Here is a 20260-nt window from a genome sequence, read left to right on the forward strand (position 1 = left end):
GTGATGCTACGCTCGGCCCCATCATGCAAAGCGCTTTTCATCTTGCCTACCACGTCACCGATCTCGACCAGGCCCGCCGTTTCTACGGCGGCGTCCTCGGCTGCCGCGAGGGCCGCAGCACCGATACCTGGGTCGATTTCGACTTCTTCGGCCACCAGATCTCCCTGCACCTGGGCCAGCCCTTTGCCGTGAGCAACACCGGCAAGGTCGGCAACCACATGGTGCCCATGCCCCACCTGGGCGTGATCCTGCTCAAGCCCGACTGGCTGGCCCTGGCCGAACGCCTCAAAGCCGCTGGCACGGCCTTCATTCTGGAGCCTCAGGTGCGCTTTGAGGGCGAGCCCGGTGAGCAGTGGACCATGTTCTTCACCGACCCCTGCGGCAATCCCATCGAGGTCAAGGGATTTGCCAACTGGGAAGCGGTTTACGAGCACTGATCTCCCCTGAGCCGCTTCGCGTCTTTCCCCAAAGGGGGACGACGACCTTGGCTGCGGGGCGGCACTTGCTGGCCGTCTCGCGCTTGGACTGCGCCAGTGCCACAGACCCATCACTTCGAGCAAGGCCAGATGGGGAGCCTGTATAGATTGAGCGGAATCAGCACTCCAGCGCTTACCTGGATTGCGGCAGCAGCCATCAAAACAGAACCTCGCCCATAAGCTACTGAGCACTCTCCATAAACCCCAGCAAACCGCTGCTGCGCTGCGTGGGACTGCCCATCGCCGACACCAGCAGGCCGGGTGCTTCCGCCCACAGCGAGAACGCCTTGCGTGCTCGCGTGATGCCGGTATAGACCAGCTCGCGGCTGAGCACGTTGCCGCCCTGCGCGGCCAGCACCAAAGCCGTGTGCTCGAACTCCGAACCCTGGCTCTTGTGCACCGTCATGGCGAATGCAGTCTCCACATGGGCCAGGCGCGCCGTGCTGACATGGTGCAGATGCTCGCCCTGCATGAAGTACACGCGCAGCCGCGCCGGGTCGGCAAAGCTGGGCAGGACCATGCCGATGTCCCCATTGAACACGCCCAGCTGTGTATCGTTGCGTGTGACCATCACCGGACGGCCCATATACCACTCGCCCTCCTTGCGAATGACGCCCATGGCCTGCAAGGCCTGCTCCACCGCGCGGTTCAGGCCCGCCACTCCCCAGCTGCCATCGCGCACGGCGCATAGCAGGCGGTAGCGGTCGAAGGCGGCCAGCACCTCCCTCACCCATTGCCGGTGCTCGGCCTCGGTAGCAAAGCCGCGCCCCTTGCCCTGCCCATGTCTTTCCAGCACCTCGGCATAAGCGGCATAGCTGGCCATGCCGCCACGGCCTTGCACGGCGCTGCGCACCACGGCATCGACCTCACCGCCTTCACGTGCCCAGAGTTCGGCATGCTGACCAGCCTGGGTTTGCGTGCGCAGCAGCGCCATGGCAGCCGGTGCATCGCCGGCATTCACGGCCTGTGCCAGCTGACCGATAGGGCCGCCAAAGCGGCGGCTCTCGCGCAGCATGACAGTGTGCTGGGCCAGCGGCAAGGCCCTGGCCGGCGCCAGGTACTGCGCAAGCAGAGACTGGCCCGTCACGCGCTCGACATAGGCCGCGGTGTCCGGCGCGTAATTGCCCCGCTGCGCATCGCGGCACAGATCGCCCAGCACGGCACCGGCCTCCACCGAGGCGAGCTGATCCTTGTCGCCCAGCAGAATCAGGCGCGCCGTGGGCGGCAGGGCCTGCAGCAGCACGGCCATCATCTCGAGGTGGATCATGGAGGCCTCATCGACAATGAGCACATCCACATCCAGCGGATTGCCCGCATGGTGGGCAAAGCGCCGCGTGTCGGGCCTGGCCCCCAGCAGCGAATGCAGGGTGCGTGCCGCCCCCATGCGCTTGACCAGCGCTTCCAGATCCAGCTCGCGGCCCACGGCTTCCTTCAGCTCCAGCAGCGAGCTGTCGATGGACTGCTTGAGCCGCGCCGCCGCCTTGCCGGTTGGCGCAGCCAGCGCGACGCGCAGCTGGGCGGCATCCGGCGCCGTGGCAAACAACAGCGCCAGCAGGCGGGCAGCGGTATAGGTCTTGCCCGTACCCGGCCCGCCGGTGATGACGGACATGCGCCCCCGCAGCGCCAGCGCGCAAGCCAGCTTTTGCCAGTCCACCGCATTTGCGGCAACGGCGGACGAGCTGAAAAGCCGCCCCAGCCAGTCGCGCACCCTGGGCTCGTCAAGCGCCACCGCATCGGCCACCGTGCGCTGGGTGATGTGTGCGGCCACGCTGCGCTCATAGTCCCAGTAGCGGCGCAGATACAGCAAGGGCGCAGCGCCGTCCAGCAGCACCAGCGGCTGACCTCGGTCTGCCGCTACCGTTCCCGGCTGCACGACACGCACCACGTGGCTGCGACGCAGGGCCTGCAGCCAGTCAGCCAGCCGGCCGGGCAATTGCTCCCATAGCGATTGCTGCAGACGCTCGGCCTCCTTGGGCCAGGCAAGAATCTGATTGGGATCGCCAGCCAGCGCCTTCAAGGGCAGGCAGCTGTGACCGCGCCCCTCCATCTGCGCCAGCACGGCGGTGGCTACCAGCAGCGCAGGCCCGGCCTCGGCGTCCTGCGCGGCGACAAAGGCCGCCAGGGCGCTGTCCAGGCGGCGCAGCAGACCCGCATCGGCCAGTCGCTCCAGCGCGGCCAGCCAGTCCGTCGTGCCTAGTGCAATCGTGTCGCCATCCGCGGGAGCTGCAAACAGGTCCAGCGTCTGCAGATCGGCTTTGCGGCGGCCCTTCATGGCTGCACCTCCTTCGATTCTTTCTCGCAGTCGCCAAGCAGCGCCTCAAGCCCGTCCAGCAGCGCCAGCGGCGGCTTCAGCACATGCATGCCGGCGGCCTCGCCATCAAGACCGCGCAGGAAGAAGTAGAGCGCGCCGCCCAGTTGTTCGCGGGGGTCGTAAGCCGCGCCCAGCCGACTTTGCAGCAGGCGGTGCAGAGCCAGCAGATACAGCGCAGCCTGCACGTCATAGCGGTGCTCGAGCATGGCCTGCTCCAGCGCCTGAGGGGCGTAGGCCGCGCCGTCCTGGCCCAGGTGGTTGGTCTTGTAGTCCAGCACCCAGTAACGTCCGCCATGGTGAAACACCAGATCGGCAAAGCCCATCAGCATGCCGTGCAGCTCGCGCTCGGGCAGCACCGGGCGCGGCTGGCCGGTAAGGATGTGCCGGCGGCACAGCGCGTCGATACGCGGTGCCGACAGGCGCCGCGCCGGCAGCCAGAACTCCATCTCGGGCAATAGCGCATCACCTTCGCCCAGCTGCGCCAGCGAGACGCCGAGCGGCGCCAACGGCTGGTGCACCACTGCGCGCAGCCACTGCAGCACATCGGCGGCCTGCTCCTTGCGGCCCGCGCGCTCGCAGCGGCGCAGCAGGCGGGCCGCCAGGGGTTCACTGCTGTCGGGATCATCCTCGGGCTGCAGCGCAAAGTCCTCAGCGGCCAGCCATTCCAGCTGGTCGTGCAAGAAATTGCCCACCACCGGGCCGCGCATGAAGCGGTGCCACACCGCAGCATCGCTGCGCGCACCGGCGGCGAATCCGGTCAAGTTGGGCAGGGCGGTCATGACCTCGTTGATGACGCCCAGGTCCAGCGCAGCTTCACCCGCCTCCAGGGCCTGCAGCGCACGCTCGTCCTCGGCGGGACTTTGTGCGGCCACCGGCAGGACCGGCAGGCTGGGTGCGGCCATGGCGCGGGTCAGCGACGAAAAGCTGCCAATGCCCCAGCGGCGGTCGAACTGCGCCTCATACACGGGCGCGGCGGCCAGGGCGGGCAAGGCCTGCGCGGCAACATAGCGCGTGGGCACGGGCAGTTCGGCCGGCAGATCCACGACGGCGATCTGCGTGCAACGCTCGCTCAAAGCCTGGATGCTGGCGCGCCAGCTGGCTGCGGCCTGCGAAACATCTCCGGCCAGCAGATAGCCTGCCGCACCCTGTTCGTTCGCACAGTTTTTGCTGTTGCCGCGTTTCATGGGGGCCAGCCCCATCCACAGTGCATGGCGCGGGCGGGTCAGCGCCACATAGAGAAGGCGCAGATCCTCGCGCAGACGTTCCTTGTCGGCCTGCGCCAGCTGTGCATCGTCATAGTCCAGCACCAGCTCGCGCGCGGGTGCGCCATCGATCTGCACGGGCAGCGAAAGATAGGCTGCCTTGCCGTCCACAGGCCGGAAGCTGCCGCCAAACGGCAGGCAGACCAGCGGGTACTCCAGCCCCTTGCTCTTGTGCACGGTGACGACCTTGACCAGATCGGCATCCGATTCCAGCCGCACGATCTGAGCATCGCCGGCCGCGCCCGGGCTCTCGATCTGGGTGGCCAGCCAGCGGATCAGCGCCTGTTCGCCCTCCAGCTGGGCGCTGGCGCCCTGCAGCAGCTCGGCCAGGTGCAGATAGTTGGTCAGACGGCGCTCGCCGCCCATGTCCTTCAGCCAGCGCGCCGGCAATTCAAAGCGGTACAGCGTCTGGCGCAGCATGGCCAGCACGCCCAGGCGCAGCCAGAGACTGTGCAGCTCCTTGAGCAGCTCGCTGCGCGCATCGAAGGCCTCGTCATCGCTGGCCAGCCATGCGAGCTCGTCAAACGACAGCCCCATCATGGGCGTGGCCAGACCGGCACGCACGGCCAGTCCGTCCAGAGGGGCGGCCACGGCACGCAGCCACAGCAGCAGATCCTGTGCCTCGCCGCTGGCGAAGACCGAGTCCTGATCGGACAGGTAGACCGACGCCACATTGCGCCGCGCCAGCGCACGGCGCACGGCAGTGGCCTCCTTGCCCGTGCGCACCAGCACCGCGACATCGGCCGGGCGCAGGCGCTGCAGCGGCTGGCCGGCTTCGGCAAAGCCCGTGGCACCGTCCATCAGCCACTGCACGATCTGGCTGGCGCAGAACTCCGCCCCACGGCGGCGGATGTCGTCATTGCTCAGCGGCTCATCGCTGCTGCCATCCCAGGCAATGGTCAGCGCGGCCATGCGCTGGCTGCCCTGCATCAGCAGCTCCTTGCGGCCATTGGCCTTGACGCTCTCGAACGGCAGCGGATTGCTCTGCCCGGCGCGGAACATGAACGCACCCTCGCCGTCGCGCACTTCAGCCTGCACAAACCATTGGTTGACCGCATCGACCAGCGCCTCGGTGGAGCGGAAGTTGGTGTCCAGCACATAGTGGCGGCCCTCGGTCGCCTGCCTGGCCTGCAGATAGCTGTAGATGTCCGCACCACGAAAGCCGTAGATGGACTGCTTGGGGTCGCCGATCAGCAGCAGTGCACTGTCCGCGCTGTTGTCTGCCGTGCGATAGATCTGGTCGAACAGCCGGTATTGCAGCGGCGAGGTATCCTGAAACTCGTCAATCAGCGCCACCGGATACTGGGCCAGGATGCCGGCTTGCAGCGCGGGGCCGTTATCGCCAGCCAGAGCCGCATCCAGGCGCTGCAACATATCGGCAAAACCGAAAGTGCCGGCCTGGCGCTTGAGCCACAGCAGGCGCTGCTGCACGTGGACTGCCGCATGAAGGCGCAGCGCTACATGGAGGGAAGGCAGCTGCGCCAGGGCTTGCAGCAGCTGCTCCAGCTCGGCAGATGCGGGAGGCAGCTCCACCGGCGCATCACCCTTGCGCGCTTCATCCAGCCCGGCAGGAACCAAACGGGTGGCCCCCGTCTTCATCGCCGCCGCCAGCCCATCGTGCGGCGCGGCAGCCCACTCCCGCAAAGCTTTCAGCCAGTTCTTGTAGTTGGCAGGCTTGAGCTTCAAACCATTCCAAGCACTTTTGTTGGTGGCCAACTGGCCGTCCAGCCAGTCTTCCAATTGCTGTGCTTTTTGCTCCCAGCCATCACTGAGCATTCGCAGTTGCTGCGCACGCTCAGCCTGGGTCTGCGCAATGCATTCACCCAAGGTTCCGGCGCCCGCCGTGGCGGCTATGTTTTCACGCAGCAACGACTGCATATCCTTGACCAGGGCCTGCACATCGGGCCAGACCTGCAGCGCCGCCTCCAGCACCTCGCCCGACAGCGGATAGCACTGCTGGCGCCAGTAATCCTGTGCAGCCTCGGTCTGACGCTGGCTTTCATCGGCCTCCAGCGTTTCATCAAACAGATTGCCGCTGTCGAAAGCATGCTCGCGCAGCATGCGCTGGCACCAGGCATCTATGGTGTGGATGGCGGCATCGTCCATGCACTGCGCAGCCATATCCAGCCGCCAGGCCGCTGTGTCGCGCTGCTCGCCTTCGGCATAGGCATCGCGCAGGTCGCGCAAGAAGCTGTCGTGCGCCGCCGGTTCGGCCTCGCCGCGAAAGCATTGCACGGCCTCGATCAAGCGGGCACGGATGCGGTCCGACAGCTCGCGCGTGGCGGCCCGTGTGAAGGTCATGACCAGAATATCGGGCGGCATCAATGCTCGGGCAAAGCCGTTCTCTGCGCCATGGCCCAATACCAGCCGCAGATAGAGTGCGGCAATGGTCCAGGTCTTGCCTGTGCCCGCGCTGGCTTCGATCAGGCGCGAGCCCCAGAGCGGGAATTGCAGGGGCTGCAGCGCCTGGCTGCCGGGCTTCATCGGGTTGGCGGGCGCGCTCATGCCGGCTCTCCTGGTTGTTCGTTCTGGTCTGCGCACTGCATCAAGGGCAGATCCTCGGTCTGCACCTGCGCGGCCAGCCAGTCATGCAGCGGGCCATAGACCTGCTTGGCCAGGACGTGGAAGCGCAGATCGGCCGTCAGCGCCTCCCAGTCGGGGTAGCAGCGCGCCCAGCTGGGGTCTTCGCATTCGCCGCCCAGCATGTAGCCGCCCTCGTAGGCCTGCGCGGCGGCGCTCGGATCGTCACGACCGGCTGCGATGGCGCTTCTGAGAGGCAGCGGCAAGGGCTCGTTCTGGCCCGCCAGCCACAGCTGCATCAAGGCTTGCAGGCGCTGCGTGGCCGCCTCCGGCTCCAGCGGCTGCACCCAGACCAGGGTGTCGCGTGCGATCACGCCCATCAGCGTGTCGCTGCCCCTGCTTGAAAGCGCCAGACTGCGCACATAAATGGGCAGCAGCTTGTGGGCCTGAAGCTCGCCTTTCTTGTTCAGCAGCGTGCGCGGCTCCAGCGCGAACCAGCAACGGCTGTGGCCCGCATCCGAAGACGGCTCTTCACGCTCCTGCAAGCCATCCATCCAGTCATCCAGCGTGACCGCATCGGAGTGCAGCAGCAAACGCTCGCGCGGCGCCGCATGGGGCCATAGCCGCATCTGCTGCTGCCAGGCCAGCAACGACGGCGTGGCCTGGGCCTGCAAGGCCTCGGCCTCGCGCCTGCCAAGCCCTGCCAGCGGCAACACGCCGGCACGCCCCAGGCGCTGCACCTGACGTTGCACCTGCAGGCCCACGTCCAACGCGGCATCAAGCGCCAGCTGCGTGCGCACGCCTTGCTGCAGTTGCTGAATCAGGCCGTAGGCGGTCAGGCCATTGACGCTGAAAAGCTCGTCGTCCTCCAGCAGCTCCTCGTCCTGCTCAAAGCGCACCTGCAGGCGGTTGCGCAGAAAGCTGCGTGCGGGATGGCGCAGAAATTCCGTCAGGCGCGCCAGCGTCAGCGGCACTTCGGGATCGGGCTCGAAGGCAGCCACAACAGGCAGCACCTGCGCGTCCCGCTCTTCATGCGCGCCATACCATTCGCGCGCGAAAGTCGACAGCCCCGAAGCCTGCTCAAAATAGCGGCGGCTGAAGGGCTGCAAAGGATGCTGCCGGGTACGCTGGGCCAGCAGCAGACCCCCTCGCTCCCTGGCGCAAAGTCCTGCGCTGCCTTCGCCCTGCCAGCCCTGGCTCAGATAGTCGCGCAACTGCGAGACCAGCACCGAGGGGGGCTGCTCGCTGTTGTCGCGCACATGGCGACCGGCCCAGCTGATATAGAGCTTGCTGCGGGCCGACAGCAAGGCATCCAGCATCAGCTGGCGGTCATCGTCGCGGCGCGCGCGGTCGCCGGGACGCTGCTGCCCGGGCAAGGCCATCAGATCGAAGTCCACGCGCGTGGCACGGCGCGGGTAGTCGCCATCGTTCATGCCCAGCAGACACACCACGTCGAAGGGAATGGCGCGCATCGGCATCAGCGTGCAAAAAGTCACGCCGCCGGCGCGAAAGCGCTGGTTGAGCGCGGGCTCGGACAGGGCCTGCAGCCAGGCCTCCTGTGCCACTTCCAGCGGAATCAGGGCCTCAAAACCCGCTTGCTCGCAGGCAGCCTGCCAGCCGACCAGGGCCGTGTCGAGTGCGGCGCACAAGGCCTGGTCTTCATCGCCCTGCGCGACAAAGAAATCATCGAGCAGTGCACGAAAGCGCTGCGCCCAGGCCTGGGGGGCAGCCGCCTCGCCGGCGGTTTGCCACCATTGCAGCATGCGCCCCAGCAAGCTGGCCAGCGATCCGGCCAGCTCAGCCGTCAGGCCGCCCACTTCGTCATAGGGCTCCATGCCGGCAAACACCTGTGCCTCGTCGAAGGCGGCCTCCAGCGCCGGCCCGCTGGCATAGCCCAGCAGCATGCGGCGCAGGCCGAACCAGGCGCTGTTGGGATCACCGCAGGCCGCCAGGCCCAACTGTGCGCGCTGCGCATGGTTGAGCCCCCAGCGAATGCCCGCACCGGCCATCCAGTGCGTGAGCTGGGGCAGATCGTCGGCCGCCAGACCCACGCGCGCCGCCACGGCGGGGACATCGAGCAGATCGCACAACTCGCTCAGACGGCAGCGCTGCTGCGGCAGCTTGAGCAGCCATTGCAGCGCCGTCACCAGCGGACTGCTGGCACGCGCGCCCACGTCGGCGATATCAAACGGAATATGGCGCGCATCGTGGCGGCCGTACTGGCCGAACACGGCGCGGATGGCGGGTGCAGCCTCTTCGATCGACGGCAGCATGACCACCACCTCGCGCGGCGCCAGCGCTGCGTGGCCTGCCGCGGCAGGCTCGGCCAGCCATTGCAGCAGCTGATCGTGCAGCACTTCGAGCTCGCGCACCAGGCCATGGGCCTTGTGAAAGACGATGGACTGGTCGGCCGCTGCGATCTCGACCACAGGGTGCTCCGACATGGGCACCAGATCGCGAATACGCTGCTGCACCTGGGTCAGCAGCGGTGCATCGATCAGCTCGCTCGCGTCGGCCTCGTCATACACATCCACACGCGGCCAGCCCCATTGCACGGCCGTGTCCCCCGTGGTGTCGAAGGCATCGAGCTGGCGCACATAGTCGCGGCTCTGCCGCCCCCATGCCGCCAGCAGCGGATGGGCATGGGCGTGCATGGCCGCCAGCGGAATCTGCGCCAGGTCCTTGCCGCCCTTGTCGGCATGACGGCGGCGCTGCTGGCGCAGCAGCTCGCGCCCGTCGATGGCATCGGCCCAGTGAAAGCGGCAGGGGTTGGGCACGGCAATCAGCACCTGGCTGTGCTGGGCAATGCCGCTCAAAAACTGCATCAGCGACAGCGGCATCTGGCTCATGCCGAACACCACCACGCGACGCGCCAGCGGCGTGACGGGCGGCTGGCCGCTTTGCAGCGCGTCCAGAATCCGCGCCAGCAGGGCCGGGCGGGTGGCGGCACGCTCCTGCTCATCAAGTTCAGCCAGCACCTTGCGCCACAACTGGGGCTGCCAGAGCTGCCCTTCGGGAACGGGCGCATCGGGGCGGCCCGCTGTACGCAGCACATCCTCGCCCTTCTCCCAGGCGGCCAGCCAGTCGGCGCGGTAGATCTGGTACTGGTCGAACAGGTCGGCCAGCTTTTCGGCCAGCTGCAGCAGACGCTGCGGCTCGCCAGGGCGCAGAAAGTTGGCAATCGGTGCGAACGCAGGCTCGCCCAGGCATTGCGGCAGCAGACGCATCAGGCGCCAGATCATGGGCGTCTTGTCCAGCGGCGATTCACGCGGCACCTCATGCCTGCCCAGAATCTGCCGGTAGCTGCGCCAGACAAAGCGCGCCGGCAATTCGACCTGTGCAGCGGCGCACACGCCCTGCTGCTCGGCCATGCGCATCTTGAACCACTCGGCCATGCCGTTGCTTTGCACCAGCACGATCTCGGGCTCCAGCGCCTGCAAGGGATGCGCCGCCAGCCAGGCCAGCACGGTATCGGCCAGCGCCTCGGTCTGGTTGCCGTGAATGGCGATCAGGCCCGGCTGCCAGTTCGCTGCCGATTGCGACGCCCTTGATTGCTGCTCTGCTGTCACACGCGCTCCTGTGCCTGTCTGTGCACGATGAAAGCTGCAAGCTTAACGGCAGCATGCAGGCGCTATCAAATGGAAAGCTGGTTGCGCATACCAACAAAGCGAACTGGAGCTGAAATGCTTTGAAATCAAGCAAAGACAAGCGCAATCCGCTCTACTTTTTATTACCCAAAGCCCATTGCGGACATTCCGAGGCTGCAATGAGAAAAGCCCCGGATCATTGCTGATCTGGGGCTTCATGTTTGGTGGCCTGGGACGGAATCGAACCGCCGACACAAGGATTTTCAATCCTCTGCTCTACCGACTGAGCTACCGGGCCTTTGCTGTTCAGCAACTTGAATTTGCTGAAGCTGCAATTATAGGCATATTTTTTCCGCTTCCTGCCCCGCCTGGGCATTCCAGCCCGAATGCATTCGCCGGTCTGCAATGCAGCCGAAAAGAGCAGGTCCGTATGCAGAAAAGCCCTGAATCATTGCTGATCCAGGGCTTTGAATCTGGTGGCCTGGGACGGAATCGAACCGCCGACACAAGGATTTTCAATCCTCTGCTCTACCGACTGAGCTACCGGGCCATTTATCAGCACCCTTGAGCACCGAAGCCACGATTATAGGCACACTTTTCGACCCTAAATCGAAAACTGCGATTTTTTTGGAAATTATCCGCGGCGATTGCGCCCGAGGTCCACGCCCAGTTGACGCAGCTTGCGATACAGGTGGGTACGCTCAAGGCCGGTCTTCTCGGCCACGCGCGTCATGGAGCCGCCTTCGCGTGCCAGGTGGAATTCGAAATAGGCTTTTTCAAAGCCGTCGCGCGCCTCGCGCAAAGGGCGGTCGAGATCGAATCCTTGGTGCGAGTTGGGCAGATTGTCTTCCGCCGCCTGGGCCGTGATGCTGACCACGGCCGATGGCGCCGTGCCGTTGCTGGCATGCGCTGCAGTTTCCGGGCCCTGGCTGGCCGTGCTGCGCGCCAGCCCCTGCTCCACCGCCTTGAGCAGCTTCTGCATGGTGATGGGCTTTTCGAGGAATGACAGTGCACCGATGCGCGTTGCCTCGACGGCCGTTTCGATGGTCGCATGACCGCTCATCATGATGACGGGCATGGTGAGCTGACCGGCCGTGGCCCATTCCTTGAGCAGGGTGACGCCGTCGGTGTCCGGCATCCAGATGTCCAGCAGCACCAGATCGTAGTTGTGGGTTGCCCTGGATACGCGTGCCTGCGTGGCGTTCTCCGCCACGTCCACACTATGACCTTCGTCGTTGAGGATTTCCGACAACAAATCCCGGATCCCCAGTTCGTCGTCGACCACTAGTATGTTTGCCATGTGTCTAAAGCCTGTTGCTATGCCTTGTGCGAAGCGGGATCAAGCCGCCCCCGCACGGTCGTTAGGTACAAATGATAGCGACACTCGCGCGCCTTGCACTACCCCGTCTTCCTCTCGATTACCCAGGTCCACTCTTGCGCCATGTTCATCGGCGATTTTTTTGACCACGGCCAAGCCCAGGCCTGTGCCGCGAGACTTGGTGGTCACATAGGGCTCGAAGGCTCTTTGAAGAATATTGGGAGCAAAACCTGTGCCACTGTCGCTGATGCTCAGGCGCACACGCTGGGCCGTGTCCATCCAGCGGGTTTCGATGGTGACGGATCCTGGAGTCTGCCCTGTTTCCTGCGCTCTTTGCGCGGTGGAATCTTGCGCATTTTGCAAAAGATTGTGGATGACCTGACGCAATTGCTGGCTATCGCCCTGAATCAGCGGACAGGCTTCGTCGAGCGATGCCTCCACTCGCACCGCCGCATTCTCTTCGCCATAGAGCTGCAGCACCTCCGCGACCAGTGCATTCAAATCCAGCGCTTGCAGATTGGCAGCCGGCAGACGTGCGTACTCGCGAAACTCATCGACCAGACGCTTCATGGCCCCCACCTGATCGACGATGGTCTTCACGGATTTGGCCAGCAGCGCCTGCTCCGCAGGCTGCAGCTTGTCGGTCAGCTTCATCGCCAGACGCTCGGCAGACAGCTGAATCGGCGTCAGCGGATTCTTGATCTCATGCGCCACGCGGCGCGCCACCTCGCCCCAGGCCTGTGCGCGCTGGGCAGAGACGATCTCCGAGATGTCGTCAAACACCAGCAGACGCTGGTCGTCGGGCAGCTCCGCGCCGCGCATGACCAGGCTGGTGGTGTTGTGCACCACATCGCCGTTGCCGTTGCCCGCGTCCAGCTCATAGACCTGCTGCCAGCGGTCCCGCCCCTGCTCGGCCGAAGCATCGCCGAGAAAGATCTCGAACTGCTCCTGCACCACGCGCGCAAAATCCTGCAAACCAGAGACATCGCGCAGGCGCTTGCCCTGGAACACCGCCATGGGCGCACGCAGAATGCGTGTTGCACCAGGGTTGCTGAGGACGATGCGCCCGGAGCGATCGAGCACGATGACGCCCGAAGTAAGGTTGTCCAGAATGGTCTGCAGATTGCTGCGCGCCGCATCGAGCTGCAGCAGATTGCGGTTGGCGTCGGAGCGTGCGTCGGCCAGTTGCTGGGTCATGACGGCAAAGGAGCGCGTCAGCCCGCCAATCTCGTCCTTGCTCTGCAACGCAGGCTTGGGGCGCAGATCGCCACGCGCCACATCGCGCATGCCCTGGGCCAGCAACAACAAGGGCTTGGCCAGTTGGTTGCCCAGCACCACGGCCAGCACCACGGCCCCAAACACGGCCAGAAAGAGCGCCAGCGTCAGAGTGCCGATATACATGCGCTGCAATCCACCACGAGCAAGTGCTCGCTCCTGATACTCGCGATTGGCCTCCTGCACGGCCAGGGCATTGCTGACCAGGGCTTGCGGCAAGGGAATCGTGGCCTGCAGATAACGCGCCTCCTCCAACAGATTCACCGCCGAGCTGGGCACCAGCGCCAGTGTGCGCACCTTGGCGTTGGCCGCGGCCTGATCGGCAGGCACGTCACCGGCATCATCCAGGCCTTCGATGCTGGCCACGGCACGCTGACCGCCCTGCTCCCTCAAGCTGCGCAGCAGCTGGGTGTTGGGCCGCTCAGGTGCTAGGCTGAACTGAGACTGACCGGCACTGGCAATGGCCTTTCCTGATGCATTCCAGAGCACCACATCGGAGGCACCGATCTGATCTCGGATGCGCTCCAGCATCAGTGCCGCCCCTGCATCCGAAGTCTGAGACAGCTGAAGGCCTGCCGTACGCGTGTTGTTGGCCATGTCATTGGCCACGGTATCCAGCGTGGCACTGGCCAGGCTCACGCCCGCAGACAAGGCCCCCTCGACCTTGACGTCAAACCAGCTCTCGATGGAGCGTGAGACGAACTGGTAGGACACCACATAGATCAACAAGCCCGGCAGCAAGCCCACCAGGGTGAAGATGCCAGCCAGCTTGAGCAACAGCTTGCTGCCAAAACGCCCGCGCCTGAGCCGCAGAGCCAGGCGCAAGCCGCCCCAGAACAGCACCAGCAGCAGCAATCCGGCCACAACGACATTGGCGGCAAACAGCCAGTTGTAGTTGCGCTCGTAGGCCAGCCGGTTATTCGTGGCCAAAGTCAGCAGGAACAGCAGCAGCACCCCCACCACCACCATCAGCGCCACGCCCGTGCCAACGGCCCAGCGCGTGGCGCGCGACCAGCGCGCGGCAGAGGAGCCGCCGGCTTCGCCGTCCGGGAGCTTGATGTCAGCCATCAGGGAGCGGCCTCCAGCGTCTGCGTGCGCGACAGTTGCAGATTCCAGCCCGAGCGCCCCAGTGCCCCAATCTGCAAAGGTCTGGGCAGGGACGACAGATCTACGCGAAAGCGCAGTTGCACCGAGACGCCGGAAGTGGAGCCGAGCTGGCCGGAGTCCAGAATCTTCCAGCGGTAAATGCGTTGAATGGCTGCGATGGCATCCTCCAGCTGCTCGTAGGACTGGCCCAGCGCCAGTCCAGTGCCGCTGCCGCCGGTGAAGGCGGAATTGGAGATATGCAAACGCCAGCGCCTGGTCAGCGGCTGGTGCGTAATGCGGTAATAGCGGGTGGCGATGCCCAATTGCTGATCGGACCAGTACCAGCGCTCGCGCTGCACCTGAGCCTCGGCAATGAAATACATGGGAATGCCCTGGCGCAGGGCATCTTCAACCTGACCGGGCAGCTCGAACTGCAGATTGGCCGAGAGAAACACCCCCTCGTCGGTACGCGTGACCTGCATGGAGCTGATATCCGGCGGCACGGTATCGGCCCGGGCCAGCACGAAAACCAGGGACAGCGCCAGCACCAGCGAAGCTGCACGGGCCGCACGCCGCAAGGCCCCCGCTACAGCGTTAGCGCAATTTTTCCAGCAGAGCGTAAAAAAAGCCGTCGTGGTCACCCAGGGGATTGTCTGCCACGGAATCGTGTTTGGCAGCTTTGCCGGGAATTAAATGGCCCGGAGCAGGCAAGCTGGCCGCCGTAGTGTTGCGTGCAAGAAACGCTTGCATCTGGACATCGCCCTCTGCCTTGAAGACCGAGCAGGTGCAATAGACCATGCGGCCGCCTGGCTGCAGCAGTGGCCACAGGGTATCGAGCAGCCTGGACTGGATGTCTGCCAGCTGGGCCACATCGCTCTCACGGCGCAGCCAGCGCACATCGGGCTGGCGACGCACAATGCCAGATGCCGTGCAAGGCGCATCGAGCAAGATCGCATCGAAGAGCTGACCGCCACATTGCGATTCGAACCACGCCTGGGGCGCGGACGCATCGGCCACCAGCACCTTGGCCTTCAGGCCCAGGCGCGACAGGGTTTCACCGATGCGGCGAGCCCGCTCGGGGTCGATCTCCAGGGCCGTGACTTCGATGCCGCCGGGCACAGCGCGCTCAAGCAGATGGGCAGTCTTGCCGCCGGGCGCAGCACAGGCATCCAGCACGCGCAGCGGGCGGCCCTGGGGCTGGGGCAAGCCAGCCAGCAGCAGCGGTGCAGCGGCCTGTGCCGCGCCGTCCTGCACCGAGGCCCAACCTTCTTCAAACTGCGGCAGCTCCTGCACAGGCACGGCCTGCTCGAGTTGCAGGCCGCACTCGGCGACAGCTGTCGACTTCAGGTTCATCGCCTGCAGCGCATTCTGATACTGGGCTGGAGTGCTTTTCTGTGCATTGACCCGCAGCGTCATGGGCGGCTGGGCGTTATTGGCCGCCAAAATGGTCTGCCAGTCCTGGGGATGGTCTTTTTTGAGCCGGGCAATCCACCATGCAGGGTGATTCCAGACGGCCACGGGATCGTTGTCGGTCGCGCTCACCAGGGCATCGCGCTCGCGCAGAAAGCGGCGCAGGCAGGCGTTGATGAAGCCGGACTGCGCGCGTGCCGCGCCGTTCTTGGCGGCTTCCACGGCCTGGTTGACCAGGGTGAAGGGCGGATATGGGGCTTGGGTCTCATCCCAGGCCAGAGCCAGCGCCGTGCTCAGCAAGGCACTGACCTTGGGTGCCGGTGGGCGCGGCGCCAGCTGCTTTTGCAGCGCCTGGGCACGCCCCAGATTGCGCAGCACCTGGAACAGCAAGGCCTGCACTCCCGGACGCAAGCGCTGCGGCACCTGTGCCAGCACAGCCTTGCTGGACTGACCACCCAGGATGCCGTGCAAGGCCTTGGCCACTGCATCCAGCTGTTGCCACAGGGCAGGAGCGTTGGGCACGGCAGCACCGGCAGCGGCGTTCTTGGGTTGGGAAGGCTTGGAAGTCATGAAGAGCAGACCTGAAAATCTTGTAGAACTGACGCAGACCAGGATGCACAGCGGGCATTTCTATCGAGAAAACACCATGTCTGGTCCGAGCTTGCGCAAGTCGTGTCTTGATCAATGAAAAACGCTCCCGTCTGCACAAGGCAGAGCGGGAGCGCGGTGCATCAGCAGCGAACCGCAGCCGTTGCCGGCCGCGGCCCAATGCCATGCTTAGTCGGCAGAGGCGTCGCCAGCAGGTGCTTCGACGTCATCAGCCAGCACACCGGCCAGCTCGGCTTCTTCGGCTTCGGCGATGGCACGACGCTCGGCATCGTCCATTTCGTCCTTGGCCTTGCGAGCCTGGTGATAGGCCAGACCGGTACCGGCGGGGATCAGACGACCCACGATCACGTTTTCCTTCAGGCCACGCAGTTCGTCGCGCTTGCCCATGATGGCAGCTTCGGTCAGAACACGGGTGGTTTCCTGGAAGGAAGCCGCAGAGATGAACGAGTCGGTCGACAGCGAAGCCTTGGTGATACCCAGCAGCACGTTGGAGTACGTGGCAGGCAGCTTGCCTTCCTTCTGCATCTGTTCGTTGGTGTTGAGCACCTCGGAACGCTCGACCTGTTCACCCTGGATGTAGGTGGTATCGCCGGAGTTCTCGATGATCACGCGACGCAGCATCTGACGCACGATCACTTCGATGTGCTTGTCGTTGATCTTCACACCCTGCAGACGGTAAACGTCCTGCACCTCGTCCACGATGTAGCGCGACAGCTCTTCGATACCCAGCAGACGCAGGATGTCTTGAGGATCGGCAGGACCGTCAACGATGGACTCGCCCTTGTTCACCACCTGGCCTTCGTGGACCAGAATGTTGCGCTCCTTGGGCACCAGTTCTTCCCAGACCTTGCCTTCCAGATCGGTGATCTGCAGGCGGATCTTGCCCTTGGTTTCCTTGCCGAAGGACACGGTACCGGTCATCTCGGCCAGAGTGCCCTTGTCCTTGGGCGTACGGGCTTCGAACAGTTCGGCCACACGGGGCAGACCACCGGTAATGTCGCGGGTCTTCTGACCTTCCACAGGGATACGGGCCAGCACTTCGCCGGGGCCCACGTCCTGGCCGTCGCGCACCTGGATCAGGGCGCCGACCTGGAAGCCGATCGTCACGGCGTGGTCGGTACCAGGGATCTTGACTTCCTGGTTGTTGGCGTCGATCAGCTTGACCTGGGGACGCACCACCTTGGCAGAGCCACGACGCTTGGGGTCGATCACCACCAGAGTGGACAGACCGGTCACTTCGTCGACCTGCTTGGCCACCGTCAGACCTTCTTCCACATTCTCGAAACGCACTTGACCGGCGTATTCGGTAATGATGGGTCGGGTCAGCGGGTCCCAGTTCGCCAGGATCTTGCCGGCCTTGATGGCTTCATCGGGCTTGATGGTCAGCACGGCGCCGTATGGCACCTTGTGACGCTCGCGCTCGCGGCCGTTTTCGCTGATCACGATCTCGCCGGAACGCGAAATCACCACCAGCTCGCCCTTGGTGTTGGACACATAGCGCATCGTGCTGTTGAAGCCGATGACACCATTGGACTTGGCTTCCACGCTCGAGGCGATGGCGGCACGCGAAGCGGCACCACCGATGTGGAAGGTACGCATGGTCAGCTGCGTGCCGGGTTCACCGATGGACTGGGCAGCAATCACACCCACGGCTTCGCCGAGGTTGATCAGGCCGCCACGACCCAGGTCGCGACCGTAGCAGGTGGCGCACAGGCCGAAACGGGTTTCGCAGGTCAGAGCCGTGCGCACCTTGATTTCGTCCACTCCCTGGGCTTCCAGCTCTTCGATGGTGTCTTCGTTGAGCAGGGTACCGGCAGGCACCAGCACGGCACGGGTTTCGGGGTGCAGCACTTCTTCGGCGGTCGAACGGCCCAGCACGCGGTCGCGCAGGGATTCGATCACTTCACCGCCTTCGACGATGGCGCGCATCAGATAGCCGTTGGAGGTACCGCAATCCTGTTCGTTCACGACCAGATCCTGCGTCACGTCCACCAGACGACGAGTCAGGTAACCGGAGTTAGCCGTCTTCAGCGCCGTGTCGGCCAGACCCTTACGGGCACCGTGGGTCGAGATGAAGTACTGCAGCACGTTGAGGCCTTCGCGGAAGTTCGCGGTAATAGGCGTCTCAATGATGGAGCCGTCAGGCTTGGCCATCAGACCACGCATACCGGCCAGCTGACGAATCTGCGCTGCGGAGCCGCGGGCGCCGGAGTCGGCCATCATGTAAATCGCGTTGAACGATTCCTGATCGACTTCGTTGCCGTGACGGTCGGTGGTTTTCTGGACCTTGAGCTGGTCCATCATCACCTTGGACACGTCGTCGCCGGCCTTGCCCCAGATGTCCACCACCTTGTTGTAGCGCTCGCCGGAGGTCACCAGACCCGAGACGTACTGCTGCTCGATTTCCTTCACTTCGGACTCTGCGCGGGCCAGGATGTCGGCCTTTTGCGGAGGCACCAGCATGTCGTCGATGGAGATCGAGATACCGGCGTGCGTGGACAGACGGAAACCGTTTTGCAGCAGCTTGTCGGCAAACACGACCGTGGCCTTCAGACCGCACTTGCGGAAGGAGGCGTTGATCAGCTTGGAGATTTCCTTCTTCTTCAGCGCCTTGTTCATGTTGCTGAAAGCCAGGCCCTTGGGCAGGATTTCAGACAGCAGGGCACGGCCCACGGTGGTTTCCACGAGCGAGGTCACGGGCTCGAATTCGCCGGTTTCCTTGTTCTTATTCCACTCGGTCAGGCGCACGCTGATCTTGGCGTGCAGCTCGGTCTCGCCGGCATCCAGAGCGCGTTGCAGCTCCATCAGGTCGGCAAACACCATGCCTTCGCCCTTGCCGTTGATCTTTTCACGCGTGGCGTGATACAGACCCAGCACCACGTCCTGGGAAGGAACGATGGAGGGTTCGCCCGAAGCGGGGAACAGCACGTTGTTCGAGGCCAGCATCAGCACGCGGGCTTCCATCTGCGCTTCCACAGACAGGGGCACGTGAACAGCCATCTGGTCACCGTCGAAGTCGGCGTTGAAGGCCGCGCAGACCAGCGGGTGCAGTTGCAGGGCCTTGCCTTCGATCAGGATGGGCTCGAAAGCCTGGATACCCAGACGGTGCAGCGTAGGCGCACGGTTGAGCATGATGGGGTGTTCCTTGATGACTTCTTCAAGGATGTCCCACACCACGGGCGTACCGGCTTCCACTTCCTTCTTGGCAGCCTTGATGGTCGTGGCAATGCCGCGCTGCTCGAGCTGCGCGAAGATGAAGGGCTTGAACAGCTCCAGCGCCATCAGTTTGGGCAGACCGCACTGGTGCAGCTTGAGGTAAGGACCCACGGTAATCACGGAACGACCGGAGTAGTCCACGCGCTTGCCCAGCAAGTTCTGACGGAAACGACCGCTCTTGCCCTTGATCATGTCGGCCAGAGACTTCAGGGCACGCTTGTTGGCGCCCGTCATGGCCTTGCCGCGACGGCCGTTGTCCAGCAGCGAGTCCACCGCTTCCTGCAACATGCGCTTTTCGTTGCGCGCGATGATTTCAGGAGCCTTGAGCTCGAGCAGACGACGCAGACGCGAGTTGCGGTTGATGACGCGGCGGTACAGGTCGTTCAGGTCGGAAGTGGCGAAACGGCCACCGTCCAGAGGCACCAGAGGACGCAGATCGGGAGGCAGCACGGGCAGCACTTCCATCACCATCCACTCGGGCTTGATGCCGGACTTCTTGAACGCTTCCAGCAGCTTCAGGCGCTTGGCGTTCTTCTTGACCTTGACTTCGGAGCCGGTCAGATCGTTGCGCAGGCGCTCGATCTCGACGTCGATGTCGATGCCTTCGAGCAGGTCCTTGATGCCTTCAGCGCCCATCTTGGCGGTGAACTCATCGTAGCCGTACTCGAGTTGCTTGGCGTCGTAGTCGTCCTCGGTCATGATGCTGAACTTCTTCAGCGGAGTCATGCCGGGGTCGGTCACCACATAGGCTTCGAAGTACAGCACGCGCTCGATGTCGCGCAGCGTCATATCCAGCACCAGGCCCAGGCGCGAAGGCAGGGACTTCAGGAACCAGATATGGGCGCAGGGCGCGGCCAGGTCGATGTGACCCATGCGTTCGCGACGCACCTTGGTCTGTGTGACTTCAACGCCGCACTTCTCGCAGATCACACCGCGGTGCTTGAGGCGCTTGTACTTGCCGCACAGGCATTCGTAGTCCTTGATCGGGCCAAAGATCTTGGCGCAGAACAGACCATCACGCTCGGGCTTGAAAGTACGGTAGTTGATCGTTTCAGGCTTCTTCACTTCACCGAAAGACCAGGAACGGATCTTCTCGGGCGAGGCCAGGCCGATCTTGATGGCATCGAAATGCTCATCAGGCGTAAATTGCTTGAACAGGTCGAGTAGCGATTTCATGTAACTCTTTCCTT

At 64.3% G+C, this 20260-nt stretch carries 9 protein-coding genes and 2 tRNA genes; 1 reads left to right on the forward strand and 10 read right to left on the reverse strand.

Annotation, left to right across the window (positions count from 1 at the left end):
* Nucleotides 1-23 precede the first annotated feature (23 nt).
* Nucleotides 24-437, forward strand: coding sequence for a VOC family protein (locus Cth01_RS20200; RefSeq protein WP_034352961.1), 414 nt, complete (start codon nucleotides 24-26; stop codon nucleotides 435-437).
* A 220-nt stretch (nucleotides 438-657) separates the two neighbouring features.
* On the opposite strand, the gene recD is transcribed toward Cth01_RS20200, so the two are convergent.
* From recD to rpoC, 10 genes are all read right to left on the reverse strand, one after another.
* Entirely contained in the window at nucleotides 658-2748 is a 2091-nt protein-coding gene (gene recD, locus Cth01_RS20205; protein WP_045840202.1) for an exodeoxyribonuclease V subunit alpha, read from the reverse strand.
* Nucleotides 2745-6554: an exodeoxyribonuclease V subunit beta gene (gene recB, locus Cth01_RS20210; RefSeq protein WP_045840203.1), complete on the reverse strand. Its 3810-nt coding sequence runs from the start codon at nucleotides 6552-6554 to the stop codon at nucleotides 2745-2747. Before recB ends, recD begins: the two co-directional genes overlap by 4 nt.
* Nucleotides 6551-10138, reverse strand: coding sequence for an exodeoxyribonuclease V subunit gamma (recC, locus tag Cth01_RS20215; RefSeq protein WP_045840204.1), 3588 nt, complete (start codon nucleotides 10136-10138; stop codon nucleotides 6551-6553). Before recC ends, recB begins: the two co-directional genes overlap by 4 nt.
* Before the next feature lie 240 nt (nucleotides 10139-10378).
* A tRNA-Phe gene (locus tag Cth01_RS20220) sits at nucleotides 10379-10454 on the reverse strand.
* 176 nt (nucleotides 10455-10630) lie between these two features.
* A tRNA-Phe gene (locus tag Cth01_RS20225) sits at nucleotides 10631-10706 on the reverse strand.
* 84 nt (nucleotides 10707-10790) lie between these two features.
* Nucleotides 10791-11456, reverse strand: a complete 666-nt coding sequence (locus tag Cth01_RS20230; protein WP_034382905.1) for a response regulator — start codon at nucleotides 11454-11456, stop codon at nucleotides 10791-10793.
* 39 nt (nucleotides 11457-11495) lie between these two features.
* Nucleotides 11496-13817 carry a sensor histidine kinase gene (locus Cth01_RS20235; RefSeq protein ID WP_012836793.1) on the reverse strand — a complete coding sequence of 774 codons (2322 nt, stop codon included), beginning with the start codon at nucleotides 13815-13817 and terminating at the stop codon, nucleotides 11496-11498.
* Nucleotides 13817-14386 (reverse strand): DUF4390 domain-containing protein, encoded by a 570-nt coding sequence (locus Cth01_RS20240; RefSeq protein WP_045840209.1) that lies wholly within the window; start codon nucleotides 14384-14386, stop codon nucleotides 13817-13819. Before Cth01_RS20240 ends, Cth01_RS20235 begins: the two co-directional genes overlap by 1 nt.
* 43 nt (nucleotides 14387-14429) lie before the next feature.
* Entirely contained in the window at nucleotides 14430-15815 is a 1386-nt protein-coding gene (rsmB, locus tag Cth01_RS20245; protein ID WP_045840205.1) for a 16S rRNA (cytosine(967)-C(5))-methyltransferase RsmB, read from the reverse strand.
* A 207-nt stretch (nucleotides 15816-16022) separates the two neighbouring features.
* The gene (gene rpoC / locus Cth01_RS20250; protein WP_003065685.1) at nucleotides 16023-20246 is read right to left on the reverse strand and encodes a DNA-directed RNA polymerase subunit beta'; all 4224 of its coding nucleotides are present in this window, start codon (nucleotides 20244-20246) and stop codon (nucleotides 16023-16025) included.
* Nucleotides 20247-20260: the final 14 nt, after the last annotated feature.

Origin of the sequence: Comamonas thiooxydans (genome assembly GCF_000964545.1) — a bacterium.
Lineage (GTDB): Bacteria > Pseudomonadota > Gammaproteobacteria > Burkholderiales > Burkholderiaceae_C > Comamonas > Comamonas thiooxydans.